We start from the raw sequence: 16,980 nt of genomic DNA on the forward strand, positions 1-16,980 counted from the left end.
CATTCCATACAATGGGTTTGAATTAGAAAATGAAAGATGAATAGAGGAAAGGAGGCGATGGGCGTGTCTGTCACGATTAAAGATGTGGCGAGAGTTGCGAATGTCGCTCCTTCTACGGTATCCAGAGTCATCTCCGATAGTCCGCGGATCAGTGAACGGACAAAGCGGAAAGTGAGAAAAGTGATGGAGGAACTGGGGTATCACATCAATTACAACGGCCGTGTCCTCGTCAGTCAATCGACGCAGACAATCGGCATTGTAACCAAAGTTTCTACCGTCCACTCTTTCGATAACCCCTTTTTCTCAGAATTGTTGAGGGGAATCAGTGATGCATGTCATGAAGAGGATTACAGCATTTATTTGACGACAGGCAACACGGAAGAAGCGATTTTTAAAGAAGTTGTCAAAATGGTGCAAGGCAAGCGGGTCGATGGTGTCATCGTCTTGTACTCCCGTGAAGATGATCAAGTCGTCCCATACTTGCGGGATTGCAACTTTCCTTTCGTGATGGTCGGTAAACCTGTGAATCGAGCAGGTGAAACGATGTTTGTAGATAATGACAACATCCTCGCAAGTAAAGAAGTGACCGACCATTTAATTCAACTGGGTCATGAGAGGATCGGCTTTATCGGAGGCGACTACCATTTTGAAGTAGCGCGGGACCGTTTAGAAGGATTTCGACAAGCTTTGGCGAATGGTCATTTAGAAGAGGACAAGAACTTACAAAAAAATATCCAATCCGGACTGGCGGATGCCGATCAAGTGGTGGAGGAATTGTTGCAGGTGAAGGATCCACCGACGGGCCTTGTCATCACAGATGACTATAATGCATTGACTGTCATGAGAGCTTTAACCTCCAAAGGTTTGAAGCTGCCGGAGGATATGAGCATCGTCGGTTTCAACAACACGATGATTGCCCGTTTATCTAATCCTGCACTCACAACAGTAGATACGCAGTCGTTTCAATTGGGCCATGAATCAGCCAGAAGCTTGATCGATTTATTGAACCGGCCGGACATGATCAAAAAAAGTGTGATCATCCCGACGGTCATCGTCGAACGGGATTCCTGTCACCCAAGGAAAGCGATCAAACAAACGGATTAATTTTTCTCATAGAAAGAAAGCGCTTATTTTTATTGAAAAGGGGAATGAACATGAACGTACTAGTATGGAATGAAAACCGTCATGAAAAAGAGAACCAGGTCGTTGCTGATATTTATCCGGAGGGCATTCATAGTGCGATCGCGGATTTCCTTGGGGAAGACCATGAAAATGTAAAAACAGCGACACTGGACGAGGAAGAACATGGATTGACAGATGAAGTCCTTGCAGAAACAGATGTACTCGTTTGGTGGGGACACAAAGCCCATGATGAAGTCCAGGATGAAATCGCGGAAAAAGTTAAGCAGCGCGTACTCGAAGGCATGGGACTTGTCGTTCTTCACTCCGCGCACTTTTCCAAGCCGTTCAAAAAATTGATGGGCACGTCCTGTGACTTGAAATGGCGTGAAGCGGATGAGAAAGAACGAATCTGGGTCGTTGATCCAAGTCACCCGATCACCGAAGGCATCGGCGAATTCATCGAAATTGAAAAAGAAGAAATGTACGGTGAACATTTTGATATCCCGACACCTGAAGAATTGATTTTCGTCAGCTGGTTCGAAGGTGGAGAGGTGTTCCGTAGTGGTGCCACTTTCCGTCGTGGCAGAGGGAAAGTCTTTTACTTCCGTCCGGGACATGAAACGTATCCGACGTATTACAACAAAGAAGTACAAACCGTCATCCGTAATGGTGTGAAATGGGTAAACAACACGGAAACACCGACACCTGTGTACGGAAATGCACAACCTTTAGAAGAAATTTCAACTAAATCATAAAGGAGCTTTTACTATGTCACCATTGAAAATTGCTGTAATTGGATGCGGAAGTATTGCTCAAAATCGTCACCTTCCGGAATACGTAGCGAATGAAAATGTAGAAATCAAAGCGGTCTGTGACATTGCCGAAGAACGGGCGAGAGAAGTAGCCCAGTTGCACGGTGCGACACTTTACACCGATTATGAAGAGCTATTAAAGAAAGAAGAAGTGGACGCCGTTAGCGTCTGCCTGCCGAACTACTTGCATGCACCGGTTTCCATTGCTGCGCTGAATGCGGGCGCCCATGTCCTTTGTGAGAAGCCGATGGCAACATCTAAAGAAGAAGCGGAAGAAATGATTCAAGCCGCTGAAAAGAACGGGAAGAAATTGATGATCGCCCACAACCAACGTTTCGTCCCTTCTCACGTAAAAGCGAAGGAACTGATCGAATCAGGTGACATCGGAAAAGTCTACAGCTTCCGTACGACCTTCGGCCATGGTGGACCAGAAGGATGGAGTGCAGAAGGAGAAGACAGCTGGTTCTTCAAGAAGGATCAGGCGTTCATCGGTGCCATGGGTGACTTAGGAGTACATAAAGCAGACTTGCTCCGTTACATCCTTGGCGAAGAATTCGTCGATGTGGCAGGTTTTGTCGAGAACAATGCGAAGAAAGACATTACTGTCGATGATAATGCAGTCTGTATTCTACGTTCTCAATCCGGCGTCGTCGGAACGATGGCAGCAAGCTGGGCATACAATCCGAATGAAGACAACTCGACAGTGATCTACGGGGAAAAAGGAACGCTTCGCCTTGAAGACGATCCAGAATACTCCTTGGTCGCTCAATACACCAATGGCGATATCGTCAAATATCAACTTGGAAAAATCCAATCCAACGAAGAAGGCGGACAAAGCAATTCTCACGTTATTGACCACTTCGTTGACAGCATTGTGAATGATACCGAGCCTCTCATCACTGGAGAAGAAGGTATGAAATCACTGGAAGTCATCCTCGGTGCCCTCCGCTCAGGCGAAACGAGACAAATCAGCAGCCTGGAGAAAGTCACCAAATGACACGTTTAAAAATGGGAATCATCGGAGTAGGGGGAATTGCCCAAGGACGGCATATTCCCTCTTTCCTTGATTTAAAAGACAAAGTGGAGCTGACGGCTGTCCGGGATGTGAATGTAGAACGAGCGGAAGAAGTAGCCGAAGCCCACGAGATTCCCTACGTTTTCAAAGAATATAAGGATCTATTTTCAAAAGTCGATGCGGTCACGATTTGTACGCCGAACAAGTTTCATGCGGAGATTTCCATTGCCGCCCTTGAAGCTGGCGTACACGTGTTATGTGAAAAGCCGATGGCGATTACGACAGAGGAATGCGAAGCGATGATGGAAGCGGCAGAAAAGAATGACCGTCTTTTATCGATTGCCTATCATTACCGGTACACACCGGAAGCGCAGCTGGCTAAAAAAGCAACCCTCAATAATGAAATTGGAGATCCTCTCGTAACGAGAGTCCAGGCGATGCGACGCCGGAAAGTCCCAGGTTGGGGCGTGTTCACGAACAAAGATTTGCAAGGTGGCGGCAGTCTGATCGATTTCGGCTGTCATTTGCTCGACCTTGCGCTTTGGCTTCTCGATGATCCCAAACCTGTCGAGGTGATGGGACGTACGTATGACCGTCTAAGCAAGACTCCAGGACAGGTGAACGACTGGGGAGCATTCGATCATGAATCGTTCAACGTTGATGATCATGTGACCAGTTACATTACCTTTGAAAATGGAGAGTCCATGCAGTTTGAATGCTCCTGGGCGGCCAACATTAAGGAAGACCACACATCGCTTTCGATTTCTGGTGTCGACGGTGGACTCAGTGTCTATCCCTTTGAACTCTACCAAGCTAAATACGGCGCTTTACTCGATAGTACGGCGAAAATCCGGGAAGGTGAGCCGACCCCTGGTCTTGCTCAGGCGGAAAATTTTATCGACAGCTGTTTAGGAAATGACGAATTAGTCGTGAAACCAGAACAAGCGTTGAAGGTAACGAAATTGATGGAAGCGATCTATCAAAGCAGTGAAACAGGTACAAGTGTGAAACTATAAACCTAGCAGGAGGAGATTGTTCATGAAATTAGGCGTTTTTGCTGTATTATTTTCCGATAAATCATTTGAAGAAATGTTGGACCACGCGAAAGAAGCAGGCTTGAAAGCGGTCGAAATCGGGACAGGCGGCTACCCTGGTAATGCTCACTGTAACGTAGATGAGCTCCTTGAAAGTGAAGAGAAACGAAATGAGTACTTAAAGAAGGTCCATGACCGCGGGCTTACAATCAGTGCCTTCAGCTGTCACGGCAACCCGGTTTCACCGGATAAAGCCTTCGCAGAAGAGTCCCATGAAGCGTTTGTAAAATCAGTAAGACTGGCAAGCTTGATGGATGTCCCTGTTGTAAACACCTTCTCAGGTACACCGGGCGGACACGAAAACGATACAGCTCCGAACTGGCCGGTCACTCCATGGCCTCCGGAGTATTCAGATGTGTTAGAATGGCAGTGGAATGAAAAACTGATCCCTTACTGGAAAGAACAAGGGAAGTTTGCTGAAGAACATAACGTAAAAGTCGGTCTTGAACTGCATGCGGGATTCCTTGTCCATACGCCTTACACGATGTTGAAGCTTCGTGAAGCAACCAGTGACGCCATCGGGGCAAACCTTGATCCAAGTCACTTGTGGTGGCAGGGCATCGATCCAGTAGCAGCTATCAAGATTTTGGGTAAAGAAAATGCCATCCACCACTTCCATGCGAAAGACACGTACATCGATCAGGATAACGTCAACATGTACGGTTTGACAGACATGCAGAATTACGGAAACGTGCAGACACGCGCCTGGAGTTTCCGCTCCGTTGGTTACGGACACGGAATTGAAGAATGGTCTAACATCATCAGTGCTCTTCGTACGTACGGCTACGATCATGTCGTAAGTATCGAGCACGAAGATCCGATCATGTCAATCAACGAAGGATTCAATCAAGCCGTGAAAAATTTGAAATCCGTGCTGATTGAAGAACCGGCAACGGAGATGTGGTGGGCGTAACTAGGAAATGACAAAACCCCTCAGACTTTTGAGGGGGTTTTTTATTGAGGAAGGGGAAGATTATGAAACAGTCATCAGGAATCAGAGGCGGATTATACGCCGTCAGCGAATGGATCAGTAAGTTCGCATTGACCAACTTGCAGTGGACCGTGTTCAATCTGCCTGTCGCACTATTATTATTGAGCTTATTGAACGTGGGAGACATACAGGAATTGTGGTATTTGCTGCCGCCGCTTGTCCTTTTGCTGCCTTTCATCTTTTTCCCCGCCACGACCGCCATGTTTGCAAAGGCGCGCGACTGGGTGAGGAAAGATCATAAAGAAACCGCTGATCGCTCTTACCTCAGCTATTACAAAGAGAATTACAAAAACAGCATGAAGGCTGGAATCGTTCTTACCATTCTGTGGAGTGTGCTCGCCGCCGATCTTTATTATTTTTCTACGACGAGTTCCTTGCTCATGAATCTGTTTCTTATCTTGGTAATCCTGCTTTTTGTTTACACGATTAACACATTCAGTACGCTCGTCCATTTTAATTTGAAAGTAGGAGCGGCGCTGAAAAAAAGCGTTTATGCTTACGTTTGTCAGTCCGGTGTTGTTTTTGACGGTTGCCATCAGTTCGGGATTCATTCTGGCTGTCAGTCTGTACATCTTCCCGCTAATCATCCCGATCTTCACCGGATCCATCATCGCCTTTCTCGCTTTCTCCGCCTACTACAGGCTATATTTAAAACTGAATAATATGGAAAATAATGTATGACCTGGTCCATTTGGATGAGGTCATCTTTTTTGTATTGCAGACAATTAAGAAAGCGGTTACAATTTAAGTAGTTATTAGTGATGAGTAGGGTGGAGATGGTATGACCCAGACGGTGAAAATAGGAAAGCTTGCGATGCTGCTTGCTTCCCTGGATGAGAACGAGATGGAGCTTTTTGCGCCCGCGTTCGAGAAAGTGGAATACTGCCCAGGGGAAAGCGGGTTCGATGGAAGTGCAAAAAGTTATTGCGGCAGTCGAAACCGCTGCCAAACGGAATGGCATAATCGCAGAAAATGTCTACAGGGAGACGCATGCCCTTTATCATGCGATCTTAGAATCCTTGCAGGGCGTGACGCGGGGACAAATTGGAGTCGGTAACATGATGAGGACCGTTGGACTTCGCTTTGCCGTCGTTCGTGGAAAGCCTTATGACAGATCTGAAGAAGGCGAGTGGATCGCTGTCGCTTTTTACGGAACGATCGGGGCTCCGGTAAAAGGTTTGGAACATGAGACATTTGGACTCGGTATCAATCATATATAAAGAATAGGTGGCCTATAGTCATGAGCGATGAGGGGGCGACAATGGTATTTCCTATGCCATTGTCGCCTCTTTTTGTAGAAAATCCACCAGAATCTTTTCGTGTGAAAGGGGGATTGTGGATGATCGAACTGAATGGAAGAGACTTATCTATCGAGCAGATGAAGGAAATATGCTTAGAAAATGCCAAGATCGGCTTATCAAAAACGAGCCTCATCGATGTTAGGGCAAGCAGAGAAACCGTCGAAGAAATCGTGACGAGAGGACACTCGGTGTACGGCATCAATACTGGTTTTGGGAAATTAAGTGATGTCCGAATTGCTGCGGAAGATGTCGACAGCCTGCAGCACCATCTGGTCCGTTCGCATGCGTGCGGAGTGGGCGAACCTTTTTCTGAAAAAGTGAGCCGTGCCATGATGGTACTCCGGTTAAATGCCCTCATGAAAGGCTATTCGGGCGTCCGGGATGTCCTTGTCCAGCGGTTATGCGATCTCGTTAACCTTAACGTCCATCCGGTCATTCCTTCGCAAGGATCACTCGGGGCTTCCGGGGACTTAGCTCCGCTTGCCCATTTGGCGCTCGTCCTGATGGGAGAAGGAGAAGTTTTTTACGAAGGTGATCGGCATCCAACAGAAGATATATTGCAGAGGCTGTCATTGAAGCCTTTATCGTTGAAGGCAAAAGAAGGGCTTGCGCTCATTAACGGAACGCAGGCGATGACGGCAGTTGGAGTCATTAGTTACATCGAAGCGGAGCGGCTGGCTTTGCAGTGTGACTGGGTGGCAAGCCTTACGTTGCAGGCGCTGGAAGGCATCCGTGATGCTTTTCATCCAAGCATCCATGAAGCGCGCGGTTACCCGGAACAAATGGCGGTGGCTGAGCGGATGCGTCACCTAATTAACGGTAGCCACCTCGTCACTTTTCAAGGGGAAAAAAGGGTACAGGACGCTTATTCCTTACGCTGTATTCCACAAGTGCACGGCGCCACGTGGCAGACGCTTGATTACGTAAGGGAAAAATTGACGATTGAGATGAATGCGGCAACAGACAATCCGCTGCTTTTAGAAGGTGGAAAAGTAGTCGTATCCGGTGGGAACTTCCACGGCCAGCCGATTGCGTTTGCCATGGACTTTTTAAAAATCGCGATCAGTGAACTAGCCAACATTTCGGAACGCAGGATTGAACGACTCGTCAATCCGCAGTTGAATGATTTTCCACCGTTTCTCAGTGCCAATCCGGGCTTGGAGTCAGGATTGATGATTGTTCAGTATGTCGCTGCATCGTTAGTTTCTGAAAATAAAACACTCGCCCATCCCGCTAGTGTCGATTCGATTCCATCGTCTGCGAATCAGGAAGATCATGTGAGCATGGGTACAACAGCAGCCCGGCACGCGGCCATGGTCATCGACAACGCGACAAAAGTGGTAGCGATTGAATTGATTTGCAGTCTTCAGGCGCTGGAACTCAGGGGGATCGAGCGGGCATCGCTACTTGCCCAGGATCTTTGGAAATCTGCAAGGAGTGTCGTGCCGAAAGTGACGCAGGACCGGGTGTTTTCTAAGGATATTGAAAACGCAGAGAAATGGTTGAAGGAGAGTGCTTTTGATTGGAGAAAATGGCGATCCGTTCATGAAGGAGGAGAAACATATGTCGACAACTCGTAAGGTGAAAGCAAAAACTGGCGTACAGTTGGAATGTAAAGGATGGGAACAGGAGGCGGTCTTAAGGATGCTATGCAACAACCTTGATCCGGAAGTCGCAGAAATCCCTGAAGAACTCGTCGTCTACGGGGGCATCGGTAAAGCGGCACGGAACTGGGAAGCGTTTGATGCGATCGTTGCCACGTTGAAGCGTCTGGAAAAAGATGAAACAATGCTCGTCCAGTCCGGGAAGCCAGTGGGTGTTTTTAAAACGCATGAAAAAGCGCCGAGGGTTCTGCTTTCGAATTCCGTGCTGGTCCCGAAGTGGGCGAATTGGCAGCATTTTCATGAGCTCGATCAAAAAGGGCTGATGATGTACGGCCAAATGACCGCAGGGAGCTGGATCTACATTGGATCACAGGGCATTTTGCAAGGAACGTATGAAACCTTCGCATCCCTTGCTGAAAAACATTTCGGTGGCTCTTTGAAAGGAACGATTACATTGACGGCAGGCCTTGGCGGTATGGGAGGGGCCCAACCGCTCGCGGTTACGATGAACGGTGGAGTCGTCATCGCGGTCGAAGTGGATCCTGACCGGATTTCGAAGCGCCTTCAGTCCGGCTACTGCGATGTGAGCACAGAGTCTATGGAAGAGGCTGTTTTATGGGCAAAAGAAGCGAAGGCGAATGGAGAGGCTCTTTCGATTGCTCTGTTAGGAAACGCGGCAGAAATGCATGAACGACTTTTACAAAACGTGCTGGATATCGATATTGTTACAGACCAAACATCTGCCCATGACCCGCTGAATGGCTATGTACCTGTTGGGTATTCGCTGCAAGAAGCGGAATCCTTGAGGAATAAGAATCCGGATGAATACGTCCGCCTTTCATCAAAATCCATGGCTAAACATGTAGAACTCATGCTTCAGTTTCAAAGAAAAGGCAGTATTGTTTTCGATTACGGCAACAATATCCGCCAGGTCGCACTAGAGGAAGGCGTAAAGGACGCGTTCGATTTTCATGGCTTCGTGCCCGCCTACATCCGTCCTCTTTTTTGTGAAGGGAAAGGACCGTTTCGATGGGCGGCTTTGTCAGGCGATCCCAAAGATATTTATCGTACCGACCAGCTGATCAGAGAGCTTTTTCCTGAAAATGAGAAGCTCTTGAGATGGATTGATATGGCACAGGAAAAAGTCCAATTTCAAGGACTTCCATCAAGGATATGCTGGCTTGGATACGGTGAGCGGAAGAAGATGGGGATGGCAATCAATGAGCTTGTGAGAAAAGGAGAATTGAGTGCGCCCGTGGTGATCGGAAGGGATCATTTGGATTGTGGATCGGTCGCCTCACCAAACAGAGAAACGGAATCGATGCTGGATGGCAGTGATGCGGTTGGTGACTGGGCGGTGTTGAACGCACTCATTAATACAGCGGCCGGCGGATCATGGATTTCGTTCCACCATGGCGGTGGTGTCGGTATGGGATACTCACTTCATGCAGGAATGGTTGTTGTGGCTGATGGTACCGACCTTGCTGAAGAAAGGTTGGAACGTGTCCTGACGACTGATCCTGGTATGGGCATTCTTCGTCACGCCGATGCGGGTTACGATAAAGCGGTGGAAGAAGCAGATAAGCATGAGATTGATATTCCGATGAAGAGGAGGGGCCGGTGATGTACGATACACTCATTGAAAATATTGGGCAATTGATTTTACCTGCCGAGGGTCCGTTAAAAGGGGGGTGCGATGAAGCAACTGGACGTAAAAGAAAACATGGCCATCGCTTTTCAAGATGGCAAAGTCGCCTGGATCGGTACAAACGAAGAAGGGCGGAAACTAAAAGCCAGCGAGCGGGTTGATGCTATGGAAAAAATTGTAACACCTGGTCTCGTCGATCCGCACACCCATCTCGTCTTCGGAGGTTCACGGGAAAATGAGATGGCATTGAAGCAGGCCGGTGTCCCTTATTTGGAGATTTTGCAGCAAGGGGGCGGGATTTTATCAACGGTGGAAGCGACGCGGGCAGAGAGTGAGACGGAGCTTTATGAAAAAGCAAAACAGACGTTAGAGCAGATGGCAGCTCATGGGGTGACAACACTTGAAGCGAAGAGCGGCTACGGTCTTGAACGGGAAGCAGAGTTGAAACAGCTCCGTGTAGTCAAGCGGTTGAATGAAGAAAGCCTACTCGATTTAGCTTCGACATTTCTAGGTCCTCATGCGATCCCGCCGGAGTACAAGGGGAAGGAAGAAGCATTTCTTGATGAAATGATCCGCCTGCTTCCTGAAATCAGTGAGGATGGGCTGGCGGAGTTTACGGATATTTTTTGTGAAACAGGTGTCTTTACCATTGAGCAGTCCTGTCGTTTTATGAAAGCTTCCCAGGAACTCGGATTCCAAACGAAGATTCATGCCGATGAAATCGATCCGCTCGGAGGAACAGAACTTGCCGTTTCTATGGGCGCGGCATCGGCAGATCATCTAGTTGCAGCTTCTGATGAGGGAATCGACAGCCTTGCTAAGGGAGACACGGTCGCTGTGCTGCTTCCGGGAACCACCTTTTACTTAGGAAAAGAACATTACGCGAATGCTAGAAAAATGATCGACCGTGGAGCTGCCGTTGCTCTGGCCACCGACTTCAACCCTGGCAGTTGTGTGACCTACAACCTGCAGATGATCATGTCGATTGCCGCATTGAAAATGAAGATGACCCCGGAGGAGATATGGAATAGTGTGACGGTGAATGCCGCGCATGCGATTGGAAGAGGGGATGTGGCCGGGTGTTTGAGTGTTGGGAGAAAAGCGGATGTTGTCCTGTGGGACGTTCCGAATTATAAGTACATCCCGTATCACTATGCGGCGAACCATGCCAAGGCTGTATGGAAGAGTGGAAGAAAGGTGTGGGAGAGGAGGGGCGCTCGTGTCTTTTCAGTACCTCAACCCGGGCAGGGATGCTAGATTCAAAGATCGTCATACGACGAAAGTTGATGAAACGGTTTCTTATTATGAGCTTGGGAAAACTGGAGATATAGGGCTCATCGGCCTGCCTTTATCTAAAACTTCTATCTCATTGTCAGGCGCATCGGAAGCACCTGGGTCGATTAGAAAGGCGCTGGGGGCTTACAGTACGTATTCAGGGGAGAGAGATAAAAGTTATGAAGATGTGAAGTTGTTAGACTTTGGTGACGTCCCGGTGCATCCGACGGATAACGAGGAAACACGCAAGAGGCTGAGGACAAGTGTCAGAGAAATGATTGACACAGAAGCTTGTTCCAAATACATCATGCTTGGCGGGGACCATGGAGTGAGTTTCCCTGGTATTTCAGCCTTTCAAGAGAAATACGGGAGAATCGGAATCATCCAATGGGATGCTCACCATGACCTGCGAAATGTCGAGGATGGCGGACGGACAAACGGCACCCCCTTTCGTAGTTTAATTGAAGAAGGAGTCATCCGCGGCGAAGATCTCGTCCAAATTGGCATCCGCGACTTCTCCAACGCCCAAGCCTACGCCGACTATGCCAGAGAACAAAACATCCACACCTACACCATGGCCGACGTGGAAGAGAAAGGCATCCATAATCTAACAGACCAGGTCATACAGATATTGGAAAATAAATGCAGCTGCATTTATTTGTCTGTTGATATGGATGTGGTCGATCAGGCGTATGCACCTGGTTGTCCGGCTATTGGGCCGGGTGGATTGACGGCGAGAGAGCTGCTAAACAGTGTATCTATTGCTTCTCGTCATCCTTTGGTCAAAGGGATGGACATCGTGGAAGTCGACCCTACCAAAGACTTCAGAGATATGACGAGCAGGCTTGCTGCTCACGTAATGATGAGGTATATGTATGTGTGATATGGAAATAACTGTTAGACCTGGTCATCCATTTCATGGATGACCAGGTCTAACAGTATTTGTAAGAAAACATATACAAGCGTTTCTCCTTATGGTATTTTTAGTTTAAATTGTGATTTGTTTTAGCTTTTGAGATGGGAGAATGAGAGACTAGCAATGAGAGAAGTTATTTTATTGTTGGCTGATGTAGTCAATGTTTGGCATGATGTGATTTTGAAATTCACGCAATTGATGGGATGGAATCTTACAGATAAGGACCTTCACTTCTGGGTCATTGGTATCCTGGGAATTATCGGCCTTATTTTCGTGGATATCCTTTTCCATGCCATAGCAAAATGGAGCATTACGGCCATTTCGTTTTTATTTACGTTTGCGATGGTACTTGTCTTTGTTTTTGCGGTTGAGATTCAGCAGAAAATCACAGGCAGTGGAAACATGGAGTTTGCAGATGCCTTTGTCAGCGTGATGGGTTTCTTCCTGTTTTGCGGCATTTATTTTGTTTTCATTGGGATCATACGCGCCATAAAAAAATATACAGCAAATAAAAAGGAAGATCAGGATGCAGCCTAAGCAGGACTTCCTGTCTTCAAATGAAAATCCCCCTACTCATAACGAGAAGGGGGATTTGTGTTATTTAGAACCGAAATTGACAATCATGTCATGCGTTTTTTGAATTTCTTCTTCAGGCATGTTGATCAAATACATGCCGTTAGCCCGGAAGTTTTCTCCCTCCATCTGATAGGTGGTCGAATTTTTGCGAGCACTGCTGTATTTGGTTGCGAGTCTGCGCATATCCGCGAATTGCATGTTTGTGCTTACATTGTCACCGAGCACATCCATGACGTCACCGACTTTGTTCACAGCGTCAAGACGCGCTCCTTTATCAATGATTCCTTGGATGACCTGACGTTGTCTTTCATTACGGCCCAAGTCTCCGTTAGGATCATTTTTGCGCATACGGACGAAAGCGAGCGCTTCACGACCGTCCAATTTAATTTCGCCTTTTTTGAAATCAAATGGACCTGAGCTGAAAGCACGGTCGTTATTGACAGTGATTCCATTCACAGCATCGACAACTTGAGATAATCCTTCCATATTGACTCTGATGTAGTAATCCAACTCAATATCAAGGAAGTTTTCGACTGTATTTACGGCCATGTCACTACCCCCGTAGGCGTAGGCATGGTTGATTCGTGTCTTTCGTCCGTCCCCGGCAATCTCTGCATACGTATCCCGCGGGATACTGACCATCTGCATTTGGTCATTACTCGGATCAAGAGTCATGACAATCATTGTATCGGAACGACCAACGTCATTCTCCCGTTCATCGACACCGAGAAGGAGGATGTTCAACGGTTCCTTATTATCTACTTTTTCTTTGGTTTGATCTGTATCGATGGACGTTACATCTTCGTGTAAATCCTGGTTCACCGTCGTACGAACTTCATTATAGATGGTATATAAATAAACGCCTCCGATTAAGAATATAAGTGCAACTACAAATAGGAGGACTTTCCAACGTCTACGTTTACGCCTTTTCTTCTTCTTCAGTTCCCTGCGTTCCATTCACCCACCTCTTTCTATAAACTACTATCCTATTATACGATTTTTGTAGATACATGTAAAAACTCTCCCAGAATAAGAGAGAAGTACAAGATGGTAGTGGTAAATATTGGTGTACCAGGTCATCCAGAATATGGATGACCTGGTACGTTATTTTCTGGAAAGGTGTGGTACGAGGGAGGGGTACGGCATATAGTGGTATAAGTTATTCTTTTGGAGGAATGTAAATTGAGAAAGTGGTTGGGGCTGTTGCTCGTTTTGGGACTTTTAGTGGGATGTGCACAGAATGCGACAGAGAGATCGATCCAACAGTTTACATCTTCTATGGAGAATGAACTGCATTTTGTTTATTTTTATGATGAAGAGCCACCGGACAAGAAAATCCGTTCGCAATTGAATGGAATGAAGGTGTATCTTGCTCGGAAAAACGTCATCGCCACAATCAGTTATCAAAAAATCGTGGCCGAAAAAAATTATGAAGAACTCCTCAATGTGAAAGATAGCCAGATTCTTGTTTTTGATTACAAAGGGATCCGGTACAACGCAAGGAACATCCATGTGTTAGAAGGAATGGTCCTGCAAATGCAAGCGAACCCATAAAAAAGAGCCTGCCGGCAGCTTCACACTACCGGCAGGCTCTTTTTCTTATCTCGAGAAAAATTCTTCTAATATCAATACGCAAGCCCCGATGGCTGATGCGTGCTCTTCTAATTTGGATAGGACGATATGCGTTTCCTTCGCTTTACTTGTCAGCCCCCGGGAGTGGATGGTTTCTTTAATTCCATCCATCAGAAAATCTCCGGCCTTCGAAACGCCTCCGCCGATAATAATCCGTTTAGGGTTCAATGTATGGATTAAGTTGGTCAAGCCGATGCCGAGAAACCTTCCTGTCTGATTCAACAGTTCAATGCTGAACTCGTCCCCATCGCAGGCAGCCTCATATACAAGCTTTCCGTCCACTTTTTCAAAATCGTGATCCACAAGGTCCCGGATCATTGATGGCTTCCCTGTTTTCAATTCCTTGCGGGCCCTCTCTGCAATAGCTGGACCTGCAGCAAGCGTCTGCAGACACCCGTAATTGCCACACGTACATTTTGGTCCGGAAAGGTCAATGGTGATGTGACCGATCTCTCCTGCGATATTGTTTTCTCCATGGAAAAGTTGTCCTTTGATCATCATCCCAGCGCCGATCCCGTTCCCGACGTTGACCCCGACCATGTTATCCGCATCGTTTCCGTTGCCGAACCAATATTCACCAAGCGTCATGGCCTTTGCATCATTCTCTACTTTGACGATCATATCAAACTCATTTTCCAGCTCCGCTTTTATTGGGATATCGTAGAGCTGAAAGGATGGAGCGAAACGAGAGACTCCTTCAATCGGATCAACAATTCCGTGCATCCCGATGCCAATACCCAGGAACTTCTTCGGATCACATTTCCCTGATGTGAAAAATTCGCGAATGCCGCTTTTCATCGTTTCAAGAATGTCTTCTTTTGAGGGGTAAGAAGGGATCTCTTTTTTCGCAACATCCTTCAGTTCTCCATATAAGTTCGTCACGACGAAGTTCATATGGAAGGTCCCAACATCGACTCCGATAATGTAAAAATGATCAGCGTTAATTTCAAGTAGTGTTGGTTTACGCCCACCTTTGGACTGCCCCTGGGTCGTTTCAATAACAAATTGGGTTTGGATAAGTTCTTTGACGATATTACTGACTGTGGGGGGAGTCAATCTCGATTGCTTCGCGATATCCGCCCGGGAGATCGGCCCATGCTCGCGAATCATATTCAATATAATCGAGCGGTTCATCGATTTCATCAACTGAAAACTGCCTCTAGTATAGTGCGTGCTCATACGATTCCTCCAACTATGTTGTACTACTTCCATTTTACCACAAAAAGTAACTTATTAAATTTATTTTACTAAGTTATTGGCTTGAGCACTGTGTTTAATGCATCTATTATAGAACAGTTCTCTTTATAAAAGAGTTAATTTTGAAAAAACTCTTTTCATTTGTATGGTTCTGTGCTACCTTATAACTAGTTAGTTAATTTATTTTATTAAGTTTTGAAAACGCTATCAAATAAGGGGGAGGAAGACAGAATGAAAAATTGGTTGAAGAGTTTTCTTTTGGTAGGCCTTGTAGCAGGTGGATTGGCTGCTTGTTCCGGTGAAACAGGTGGAGAATCCTCTAGTGAGAGTGGAGAAGGTGGAGAACCGTCCGGCGAAATTACCGTTTGGGGCTGGAACGTAGCTGCCGAATCAATGGAGCTTGCGGTGGACGGGTTCAAGGAACAATACCCAGATGTTGAAGTGAATGTGGAAGATATCGGACGTTTGGATGTTTATGAAAAATTAACCGTAGGACTAGCTTCCGGCGGAAATGGACTTCCAGATGTAGTGATGGTCGAGTCCGATCGCCTAGCCAACTATCATGATCAATTCCCGGATGCGATCGCTAACCTTTCTGAACTCGGTTATGATGAGCACGCAGATAAATTTGGCGAATATAAAAAGTCAGTTACACAAAATGAAGACGGAGAATTTTTTGCAGCTCCTTGGGATGTAGGACCTGCAGGTGTCTTCTATCGTACAGATATTTTTGAAGAAGCGGGCGTAAACCCAGATGATATCAAAACGTGGGATGACTACATTGAAGCAGGTAAAACCATTCAAGAAGCAACAGGAACAAAAATGGTTCCAATTGATGTTGCAGCGGACGATGCGCTTTACCGTATGATGATGAACCAACAAGGTGCGTTTTACTTCGATGAGGAAGGGAACATTGATGTCGCTTCCGAAGAGTCACAAAAAGCTTTTGACGTGATCCAGCGTCTGCATGATGAAGATCTTGTTCTCAACAACAACGGTTGGGATGGCGTCGTTTCTGCAACAGTTAACGGCGAAGTGGCGACCGTTCCATTCGGCGTATGGTATTCCGGTACGATCATGGACCAGGCTCCTGATCAAAGCGGCAACTGGGATGTTTTCTACTTGCCAGCATTTGAGGAAGGCGGCAACCGCGCAGCCAACCTTGGAGGGTCTGATCTAGTAATCCCGTCTTCTACGGACAATGAGAGCACAGCATATGCATTCGTCGAGTACTTCACAACAGAAGTAGAGCCACAGATGACGGCACTTAAAGAAAAAGGAATCTTCCCATCTTTGGAGACAACGTATGAAGAAGATTACTTCAGCCAAGAATCCGAATTCTTTAACAACCAACCTGTTTTCCAACTGTTTGCGGATGAAGTATCTGATATTCCTGTAGCGAATTACACAGCTGATTATGCACGTGCGTTCGATACGATGTCTGATACCCAAGCATCCATTCTGCTTGATGGCACGCCGATTGAAGAAGCGCTTCAAAACGCAGCTGACAAGCTTGAAAGTGAAACAGGGCGCAGCGCCAATTAATTTACTCCCTATAAAAAAAATAGAAATAAAAAAGGTCGATTTCCCAAAGTGGGGATCGACCTTTTTTTATGCCTTTATTAAAGTATATGGCAGGATTGCAGAAGACTTGATATCGAGATGTTTTTCGGTTTCGTTTCTTTGTTGGGCGTCAGGGGTGGTCGGGAAGCTACTCGCTTTCCTGTGGGGTCTCGCCAGCCAATCCATTCCATTCCCACGGGAGTCTCGCAGCTTCCAGCCCCCCTTTCGATGTAT

14 protein-coding genes and 2 pseudogenes are annotated in these 16,980 nt (G+C 46.7%); 14 read left to right on the forward strand and 2 right to left on the reverse strand.

The genetic code is table 11. From position 1 onward, the window contains the following. Positions 1–57: 57 nt before the first annotated feature. The 12 genes and pseudogenes from LC065_RS07290 (at position 58) to LC065_RS07345 (ending at position 12,315) form a co-directional block, all read left to right on the forward strand. The gene (locus LC065_RS07290; protein ID WP_264187874.1) at positions 58–1,104 is read left to right on the forward strand and encodes a LacI family DNA-binding transcriptional regulator; all 1,047 of its coding nucleotides are present in this window, start codon (positions 58–60) and stop codon (positions 1,102–1,104) included. Between the two features lie 50 nt (positions 1,105–1,154). Continuing rightward, positions 1,155–1,877, forward strand: a complete 723-nt coding sequence (locus LC065_RS07295) for a ThuA domain-containing protein (protein ID WP_160910989.1) — start codon at positions 1,155–1,157, stop codon at positions 1,875–1,877. A 13-nt stretch (positions 1,878–1,890) separates the two neighbouring features. Beyond that, positions 1,891–2,931 carry a Gfo/Idh/MocA family protein gene (locus LC065_RS07300; RefSeq protein WP_226592644.1) on the forward strand — a complete coding sequence of 347 codons (1,041 nt, stop codon included), beginning with the start codon at positions 1,891–1,893 and terminating at the stop codon, positions 2,929–2,931. Further along, positions 2,928–3,965, forward strand: coding sequence for a Gfo/Idh/MocA family protein (locus LC065_RS07305; protein ID WP_306163853.1), 1,038 nt, complete (start codon positions 2,928–2,930; stop codon positions 3,963–3,965). Before LC065_RS07300 ends, LC065_RS07305 begins: the two co-directional genes overlap by 4 nt. Positions 3,966–3,987: 22 nt before the next feature. Then, complete coding sequence (locus LC065_RS07310) at positions 3,988–4,956, forward strand: sugar phosphate isomerase/epimerase family protein (RefSeq protein ID WP_160910995.1); 969 nt, start codon at positions 3,988–3,990, stop codon at positions 4,954–4,956. Positions 4,957–5,018: 62 nt separating this feature from the next. Further along, positions 5,019–5,696, forward strand: a complete 678-nt coding sequence (locus LC065_RS07315; RefSeq protein ID WP_306163854.1) for a YesL family protein — start codon at positions 5,019–5,021, stop codon at positions 5,694–5,696. 119 nt (positions 5,697–5,815) lie between these two features. After that, positions 5,816–6,254: pseudogene (gene hutP, locus LC065_RS07320) on the forward strand (hut operon transcriptional regulator HutP). Positions 6,255–6,373: 119 nt separating this feature from the next. Further along, entirely contained in the window at positions 6,374–7,915 is a 1,542-nt protein-coding gene (gene hutH, locus LC065_RS07325) for a histidine ammonia-lyase (RefSeq protein WP_226592824.1), read from the forward strand. Further along, a complete protein-coding gene (hutU, locus tag LC065_RS07330; RefSeq protein ID WP_306163855.1) occupies positions 7,899–9,563 on the forward strand; it encodes a urocanate hydratase in 1,665 nt (554 codons plus the stop codon). Before hutH ends, hutU begins: the two co-directional genes overlap by 17 nt. Further along, positions 9,563–10,844 (forward strand): annotated as a pseudogene (gene hutI / locus LC065_RS07335) (imidazolonepropionase). The gene hutU and the pseudogene hutI overlap by 1 nt, the downstream one beginning before the upstream one ends. After that, positions 10,807–11,745, forward strand: coding sequence for a formimidoylglutamase (gene hutG / locus LC065_RS07340; RefSeq protein WP_226592634.1), 939 nt, complete (start codon positions 10,807–10,809; stop codon positions 11,743–11,745). Before hutI ends, hutG begins: the two are co-directional and overlap by 38 nt. A gap of 156 nt (positions 11,746–11,901) precedes the next feature. Next, complete coding sequence (locus LC065_RS07345) at positions 11,902–12,315, forward strand: hypothetical protein (protein ID WP_226592632.1); 414 nt, start codon at positions 11,902–11,904, stop codon at positions 12,313–12,315. A gap of 60 nt (positions 12,316–12,375) precedes the next feature. On the opposite strand, the gene LC065_RS07350 is transcribed toward LC065_RS07345, so the two are convergent. Next, entirely contained in the window at positions 12,376–13,311 is a 936-nt protein-coding gene (locus LC065_RS07350; RefSeq protein WP_226592631.1) for an LCP family glycopolymer transferase, read from the reverse strand. 225 nt (positions 13,312–13,536) lie between these two features. On the opposite strand from LC065_RS07350, the gene LC065_RS07355 reads away from it, so the two are divergent. Continuing rightward, positions 13,537–13,908 carry a hypothetical protein gene (locus LC065_RS07355; RefSeq protein ID WP_226592629.1) on the forward strand — a complete coding sequence of 124 codons (372 nt, stop codon included), beginning with the start codon at positions 13,537–13,539 and terminating at the stop codon, positions 13,906–13,908. Positions 13,909–13,953: 45 nt separating this feature from the next. On the opposite strand, the gene LC065_RS07360 is transcribed toward LC065_RS07355, so the two are convergent. After that, on the reverse strand, positions 13,954–15,165 hold the full coding sequence (locus LC065_RS07360) for an ROK family transcriptional regulator (RefSeq protein WP_226592628.1): 1,212 nt from the start codon (positions 15,163–15,165) through the stop codon (positions 13,954–13,956). A gap of 249 nt (positions 15,166–15,414) precedes the next feature. Between LC065_RS07360 and LC065_RS07365 the strand changes: the two genes are divergently transcribed. Next, a complete protein-coding gene (locus LC065_RS07365; protein WP_226592626.1) occupies positions 15,415–16,728 on the forward strand; it encodes an ABC transporter substrate-binding protein in 1,314 nt (437 codons plus the stop codon). Positions 16,729–16,980: the final 252 nt, after the last annotated feature.

Origin of the sequence: Halobacillus litoralis, from assembly GCF_020524085.2 — a bacterium.
Classification (GTDB): Bacteria; Bacillota; Bacilli; order Bacillales; family Halobacillaceae; genus Halobacillus; species Halobacillus litoralis_E.

Coding starts and splice junctions, on each gene's coding strand:
- LC065_RS07365 (WP_226592626.1), top strand. CDS start 15,415: ATGAAAAATTGGTTGAAGAGTTTTCTTTTGGTAGGCCTTGTAGCAGGT.
- LC065_RS07345 (WP_226592632.1), top strand. CDS start 11,902: ATGAGAGAAGTTATTTTATTGTTGGCTGATGTAGTCAATGTTTGGCAT.
- LC065_RS07305 (WP_306163853.1), top strand. CDS start 2,928: ATGACACGTTTAAAAATGGGAATCATCGGAGTAGGGGGAATTGCCCAA.
- LC065_RS07310 (WP_160910995.1), top strand. CDS start 3,988: ATGAAATTAGGCGTTTTTGCTGTATTATTTTCCGATAAATCATTTGAA.
- LC065_RS07315 (WP_306163854.1), top strand. CDS start 5,019: ATGAAACAGTCATCAGGAATCAGAGGCGGATTATACGCCGTCAGCGAA.
- LC065_RS07300 (WP_226592644.1), top strand. CDS start 1,891: ATGTCACCATTGAAAATTGCTGTAATTGGATGCGGAAGTATTGCTCAA.
- LC065_RS07290 (WP_264187874.1), top strand. CDS start 58: ATGGGCGTGTCTGTCACGATTAAAGATGTGGCGAGAGTTGCGAATGTC.
- hutH (WP_226592824.1), top strand. CDS start 6,374: ATGATCGAACTGAATGGAAGAGACTTATCTATCGAGCAGATGAAGGAA.
- hutU (WP_306163855.1), top strand. CDS start 7,899: ATGTCGACAACTCGTAAGGTGAAAGCAAAAACTGGCGTACAGTTGGAA.
- LC065_RS07360 (WP_226592628.1), bottom strand. CDS start 15,165: ATGAGCACGCACTATACTAGAGGCAGTTTTCAGTTGATGAAATCGATG.
- LC065_RS07350 (WP_226592631.1), bottom strand. CDS start 13,311: ATGGAACGCAGGGAACTGAAGAAGAAGAAAAGGCGTAAACGTAGACGT.
- LC065_RS07295 (WP_160910989.1), top strand. CDS start 1,155: ATGAACGTACTAGTATGGAATGAAAACCGTCATGAAAAAGAGAACCAG.